5 protein-coding genes are annotated in these 6,230 nt (G+C 75.2%); all 5 read right to left on the bottom strand.

Annotated features, from left to right (window positions below; genetic code table 11):
- Positions 1 to 44: 44 nt before the first annotated feature.
- The 5 genes from ABT247_RS30890 to ABT247_RS30870 all read right to left on the bottom strand — a co-directional run bounded on the left by ABT247_RS30890 (position 45) and on the right by ABT247_RS30870 (position 5,871).
- Positions 45 to 1,778 carry an SDR family oxidoreductase gene (locus ABT247_RS30890; protein WP_350749212.1) on the bottom strand — a complete coding sequence of 578 codons (1,734 nt, stop codon included), beginning with the start codon at positions 1,776 to 1,778 and terminating at the stop codon, positions 45 to 47.
- The gene (locus ABT247_RS30885) at positions 1,775 to 2,728 is read right to left on the bottom strand and encodes a M24 family metallopeptidase (RefSeq protein ID WP_350749209.1); all 954 of its coding nucleotides are present in this window, start codon (positions 2,726 to 2,728) and stop codon (positions 1,775 to 1,777) included. Before ABT247_RS30885 ends, ABT247_RS30890 begins: the two co-directional genes overlap by 4 nt.
- Before the next feature lie 13 nt (positions 2,729 to 2,741).
- Positions 2,742 to 3,830: a PDR/VanB family oxidoreductase gene (locus ABT247_RS30880; RefSeq protein ID WP_350749206.1), complete on the bottom strand. Its 1,089-nt coding sequence runs from the start codon at positions 3,828 to 3,830 to the stop codon at positions 2,742 to 2,744.
- 54 nt (positions 3,831 to 3,884) lie between these two features.
- A complete protein-coding gene (locus ABT247_RS30875; RefSeq protein ID WP_350749204.1) occupies positions 3,885 to 4,799 on the bottom strand; it encodes a metal-dependent hydrolase in 915 nt (304 codons plus the stop codon).
- 292 nt (positions 4,800 to 5,091) lie between these two features.
- Positions 5,092 to 5,871, bottom strand: coding sequence for an IclR family transcriptional regulator (locus tag ABT247_RS30870; protein WP_350749201.1), 780 nt, complete (start codon positions 5,869 to 5,871; stop codon positions 5,092 to 5,094).
- Positions 5,872 to 6,230: the final 359 nt, after the last annotated feature.

The raw sequence follows: 6,230 nt of genomic DNA, 5'->3' as shown, positions 1-6,230 counted from the left end.
CCCTGCGTCGGCAGGGGTCCCGGCGCCGCCGGGGGCGGGTGGCGTCAGGTCACGTTCAGGCGCGCCGCCAGTCGCAGCAGGCCGGGGCTGAGCCGGGAGAGCAGTCGGGCGGCCTTGGCCTCGGGGGTGACCGGGACGACGGCCTTGCCGGTCCGCACGGCGGTGACGATCGCCGCGGCGACCTTCTCGGGCGGGAAGCCGCGGCGGGCGTAGAGCCTGGCGGCCCGGGCCTGCTTGGCGGCCTGCTCGGCGGCGGTGGTCGCGGAGAAGGTGGAGGTGCGGGTGATGTTGGTGTTGACGATCCCCGGGCAGATGGTCGAGACGCCGATGCCGTGGCCGACGAACTCGGCGCGCAGGCAGTCGGAGAGCATGAAGACCGCGGCCTTGCTGGTCGCGTAGGCGGTGAGGGCCTTGGCCGGGAGGTAGGCGGCGGCCGAGGAGACGTTGACGATGTGGCCGCCCTGGCCGCGGTCGGCCATCAGGGTGCCGAAGGCGCGGCAGCCGTGGATGACCCCCCAGAGGTTGACGTCCAGGACGCGCTGCCACTCCTTCTCGGTGGTCTGCAGGAAGGTCCCGGAGTGGCCGATGCCGGCGTTGTTGACCAGCACGTCCGGCACGCCGTGCTCGGCGGCGACGGTCTGCGCGAAGGCGTCCACCGCGGCGCCGTCGGAGACGTCCACCCGGTAGGCGTGCGCGGGCGGGCCGATCAGCGAGGCGAGTTCGGCGGTGCGCTCGGCGGCCGCGAGGTCGAGGTCGCAGACCACCACCTCGGCGCCGTCCTCGGCGAAGGCCAGGGCGGTGGCCCGTCCGATGCCGCTGCCGCCGCCGGTGACGACCACCAGCCGGCCGTCGCCCTCGGCGGTCCGGGCCCCGCCGGCGGCCCCGGTCTCGATGCGGGCGGTGAACTCGCGGACCATCCCGGCCACCACGGCCCCCTTCTCCAGCAGCGCCGACCAGTGGCCGGCGTGCAGGGTGCGCCGGGTCAGCCTGGGCACCCAGCGCTCCAGGCCCTCGAAGAGGTGGGTGCCGACGTAGCGGTCCCGGGTGAGGGTGATCAGCTGGACCGGCACCTCCGTCGGCCGCTCGCGCGGACTGCCCATCGTCGGGCGGAAGTTGGCGCGGTACAGCTCGATGCCCCGGACCGCGTCGCGGCGCAGGGTGGGCTGCGGGTGGCCGGCGCGCGGGGTGACGCCCTCCAGGTCGCGCAGCACCCGCGGCCAGGCCCGGGCGAGGCCCAGGCGCCAGACGGCGGGGGCGAGGTAGGGCAGGTGGAAGGCCGTGATGTACCAGGAGTGCAGGCCCTGGTGGAGCAGCTGTCGGAGGTGGCGCGGGGTGGGGCGGCGCAGCCGGTGGCGCAGCCAGTGGCCCGTGTGGTCCAGGGACGGCCCGGAGATGGTGGTGTACGAGGCGATCCTGCGCTCGGCGCCGGGCGCGGTGACGGCCTCCCAGGACTGGATCGAACCCCAGTCGTGGGCGAGCAGGTGCACCGGGCGCTCCGGGCTGACCGCGTCGGCGACGGCGAACAGGTCGGCCGCGAGCTGCTCCAGCCGGTAGCCGTCCCGGTCGGCGGGCACGCCGGACTCGCCGGCGCCGCGCACGTCGTAGCGGACCACGTGGTGGTCGCGGGCGAGGTCGGCGGCGACGTCGTCCCAGACGGCGTGGGTGTCCGGGTAGCCGTGCACCAGGAGGACGGTGGGGGCGTCCGGGTCGCCCTGCTCGAAGACGGCGAGCGGGAGGCCGCCGGAGTGGACGGTCCGGCGGCGGGTCGGGGTCGTCATCGGGTGGCCTCCTGGGGGGTCGGCCCGTCGTGGGCCGGCCCGTCGTCGGTCGACTGGGTGTCCGCCCGTCCGGCGGTGGCCGACCGGGTGTCGGCAGGCTCGATGGTGGCCGAGTCGTCGGTGGCGGTCCAGCGGCGGACGTGCGGGAGGTCGTCATCGAGCCAGTGGGCGTCGTCCTCGGTGACGACCAGCAGTTCCTCGAACTTGATGCCCACGCCGCGGAAGGCGATGTGCGGCTCGACCGCCCACAGACCCGGAGTGGGCGCGTGCCGGGACGACCGGCCGTCCGCCCACAGCGGTGAGCGGCCGTGCAGGCGCTCGGTGACGAGTTCGCGGCCGAGGGTCTGGAGGGTGCGCACGCCGAAGCCGAGGACGTTCACCCCGGCCGGGCCGCGGGCGGTGGTGCGGGTGACCTGGTGGCCGATCACCCGGCCCGGGTAGACCTGGTGGCGGTTGTCGTAGCCGTGCGCGGCGAGCTGGGCGTCCACGGCCGCGTACACCTCGGCGAGCGGCTTGCGGGCGCGCACCTCGGCGAGGATCAGTTCGCGGTAGACCCGGAGGTCGGCGGCCAGGCGGTCCCACACCCGGTTCTCGCCGACCTTCCCGCCGTAGCCGATGTCGGCGGTGTAGCCGTCCACGACGGGCGCGCAGTCCAGCACGTACGGCATGCCCTCCGCCAGGCGGCGGTTGCCGGCGAAGAACTGCAGCGGGGTGTGGAAGTGCCGGAACGCGGTGCGGTCGCCGAACCAGGCGAAGGGGACGTGGAAGAAGTCCTGCACCCCGGCGGCGACCAGGCGGCGGCGCAGCTCGGCGGTGGTCTGCCGCTCGGTGACGCCCGGTTCGATCCAGGCGGCGACCTCTTCGGCGCAGTGGTAGGCGAGTTGCTGGGTCTCGCGGAAGCGGGCGAGATCGCGCTCGGTGTAGCGGAAGGCGGGGGTCGCTTTCGCCATGGCAGGACTCCTTCTACAGGTCGAGCACGAGGGTCTCGCCCTCGGCGGCCCGGGAGACGCAGGGCAGCAGGGCGCCGGCGGCGCGCTGTTCGGGGGTGAGGCGGCGGTCCCGGTGGTCGGCCGCGCCGGACAGCAGACGGACCTCGCAGGTGCCGCAGAAGCCCTGGTGGCAGGAGTACGGGAGGTCCGGGCGGGTCTCGCGCAGCACGTCCAGCGCGGAGCGGTCGGCGGGGACGTCCAGGGTCGGGCCGTCGGCGCCGATCCGGACGGCGAAGGGCCGTCCGTCGGTGATCGGGGCGGCGCCGAAGCGTTCGAAGTGCAGGGCGGACGCGTGGGAGCCGTCCAGTGCGCGCTGGACGGCGGCCAGCATCGGGGCCGGGCCGCAGCAGTAGACGGCGGCGCCGCGCGGGGCGTGGGCGAGCAGTTCGGCGCCGGTGGGGACGCCGCCGTGCTCGTCGTCGGTGCGCAGCACGACGCGGTGCGGGTCGAGGGCGCGCAGCTCGTCCGCGTACGGGAGGGTGTCGGCGCTGCGTCCGACGTGCACGAGGCGCCAGTCCAGGCCGTGGCGCCGGGCCTCCCGGGCCATCGGCAGGAGCGGGGTGATGCCGATGCCGCCGGCGAGCAGCAGGACGGCGGGCTCGGCGCAGAAGGCGAAGCCGTTGCGCGGGCTGCGGGCGGTGAGCCGGGTGCCGGGGTGGAGGGTGTCGTGGATCTCGACGGAACCTCCGCCGCCTGCGGGCAGCCTGCGCACGGCGATCCGGTAGCGGTGGCGGTCGGCGGGGTCGCCGGTGAGCGAGTAGTGGCGCTCGCGGCCGGAGGGCAGGGCGAGGCGCAGGTGGGCGCCGGGCTGCCAGGGCGGGAGCGGGCCGCCGGAGGGGTCGGCGAGGTCCAACTCGACGACGTCGGAGACCACGTCCCGGCGGGCGGCGACGACCAGTCGCAGCGGCGGGGTGGGGCGGCTGTACGGGCGGCGGGGGCTGCGGCGCAGCAGGGGGCCGCCGAGGGCCGGGGAGTAGCGGTCGCCGAAGGCGGTGAGGAAGCGCATGAAGGCGTCGGCGCGGGGGCGGCCGTAGAGGTCGGGCGGCGGGGTGCGGAGGTCCATCCGGGCGGGTCCTTGGGAGAGGCGGGGCGGGGACGCGGTCGTCGGGTGGGGCCCTCAGCGCCCGGCGGCGGCGCGGGCGGCCGGGGAGGTGGCGAGGTAGCCCAGCGCCTGGCTGGACGAGCCCTCCTGGGTGGGGTGGTAGCCCGGCCGCAGGTAGCGCAGGCCGGAGCGGATCGACCGGACCGGGTCGGGCAGCAGTCCGCGCCTGGCGATCCGCCCCGCCTCGCGCCAGGTCGGCTTGAGCCGCCCCCGGAGCGTCGGGTCGGCGGCCAGCAGGAAGCGGGCGCCGCGCACCCAGAGGTGGACGAGCAGCGGCCCGGACACCAGCATTCCGCGCACCCGGCGCAGGTACCCCGGGTCCAGGTGGACCATCAGGTCGAAGGCGACGCTGCGGTGCTCGACCTCCTCGGCACCGTGCCAGCGCAGCAGGTCGAGCATCGTCGGGTCGGCCTCGGCCCGGTCCAGGCCCGGGGAGTTGAGGGCCCAGTCGCCGAGGAAGGCGGTGAAGTGCTCGATCGCCGCGACGAAGGCGACCCGCTCGATGACGTTCTCCCGGCGCCGGGCGGGTGACAGCCCGGGCTTGTCGCCCAGGACCCGCTGGAACAGCCAGGCGATCTGCCGGACGTACGGGCGCGGGTCGAGGCCCTGGGCGAGGAGGTGGTCCAGGACATCCTGGTGCGCCGCGGCGTGGATGGCCTCCTGCCCGATGAACCCGAGCACCTCCTCGCGCAGTTGCTCGTCGCGGATGAGCGGCAGCGCCTCCTTGAACACCTTGACGAACCAGCGCTCGCCCTCGGGCAGCAGCAGGTGCAGCACGTTGATGACGTGGGTGGCCATCGGCTCGTCCGGGATCCAGTGCAGCGGCAGTCCGGTCCAGTCGAAGCGGACGTCCCGGGGCTCCAGGACGAGGCTGTCGTGCACGCGCGCCGCGGGGGCGGCGAGGGCGGGGACGGGGGTGGATCGGGGCATGGCAGGCCCTCCTGACCTGGGAGCGGCGGCTCGGCTCAGGGAAACGTACTCGCCGGTAGGGGCGGGGACAAGGGTTTCGGAGCCTCTTATCGACATCGAGTCTAATAAGTGGTGTGCACCGGGAGGCGCCCTCGGAAACCCCCGGAGCCGGAAAGCACGCGGGCCCCGCCGGACGGTCGGTGTCCGGCGGGGCCCGTCGAGCGGGGTGCGGCCGTGCGGGTGCGGCGGTGCGGGGTGCGGCCGTGCGGGTGCGGCGGTGCGGGGTGCGGCCGTGCGGGTGCGGCTCGGGACCTCAGACCGCCATCGCCAGCATCAGCGGCGCCGCCCGGGCCGCCAGCAGCTCGGCGGCGGCCTTCAGCTTGTGGATGTTGTCCACCGGCATCGAGGTGGCCAGGCAGCCGACCGTGGTGCCCGCGGTGATCGGCACCGCCGCGCACACCGTGCCGAGCGCGTACTCCTGGATGTCCAGCACCGGCACGGTGGCCGGCTGCCGCTCCAGCCGGTGCATCAGCTGGTCGGCGTCGGTGACCGTACGGGAGGTGAGCCGGGCGACGGGGTGCCGGGAGAGGTGGTCGCGCCGGCCGTCCACGTCCAGCTGGCTGAGCAGGCACTTGCCTATCGCGCTGGCGTGCGCGGTGGCGCGGAAGTCCACCCACTCCTGCACGGCGGGCGCGTGGTCGGCCGCCGAGACCGCCTCGACCGACAACTCCCCGTCGTGGTACCGGCCGAAGTACACCGCAGCACCCAACTCGTCCCGGAGTTCGGCCAGTTTGCGGTTCAGCCTGGCCTTCACCAGCTGCTCCCGGTTGTGCTGCCCGAGCAGGGCGAAGGTGCCGCCGAGCACCCAACCGCCGTCCTGGCACTGGAGGTAGCCCTCGATCTCCAGGAGTTCGGCGAGCCGCCGGACGGTCGGCAGGCCGAGCGAGGTCTCCCGGGCGAGCGCGACCAGGGTGGCGCCGTCAGGGTGCCGGTCGACGGCCTCCAGCAGTCTGAGGGCGTACTGCAGGGAGGTGAACGGGCCGGTCGGGCCCTGGTCCAGCGCGGCGTGACGACCCGGGGCTGGTGTCGACATGTCGTCCCCTTCCGATGTCCCCCCACGGAGCGACCGCGGGCAGGCCTCAGCCTATCCACCCGGCGGCTCCGGCAACTGCTGTCCGTGAATATCCGTGAACATTCCGTGGAGCAGCTGCCGGTCGGACGGTGACGGGAGCGCCGGCGCACCCCCGGCGGGCGCCACTCCGGTCCCACCGGACGACTCCGGGTGACTCCGGACACCTCCGGACAGCTCCGGACGACTCCGGCCGCACGACGCCCGCGGGCCCCTCCCCCACTGCCCAGGGGGGAGAGGCCCGTCGAGCGGCCGCCGGGGTGCGGGCCCCGGCGGCCGGTGAGGGTGCGGAAGGGTCGGTGCGTCAGTCGGTCCCCGGCCGC

Origin of the sequence: Kitasatospora sp. NPDC001539, from assembly GCF_040298565.1 — a bacterium.
In the GTDB taxonomy this organism is placed as follows: Bacteria; Actinomycetota; Actinomycetes; order Streptomycetales; family Streptomycetaceae; genus Kitasatospora.
Note: the sequence above shows the minus strand (reverse complement) of the source record. Positions and strands in the feature narration are given on the sequence as shown.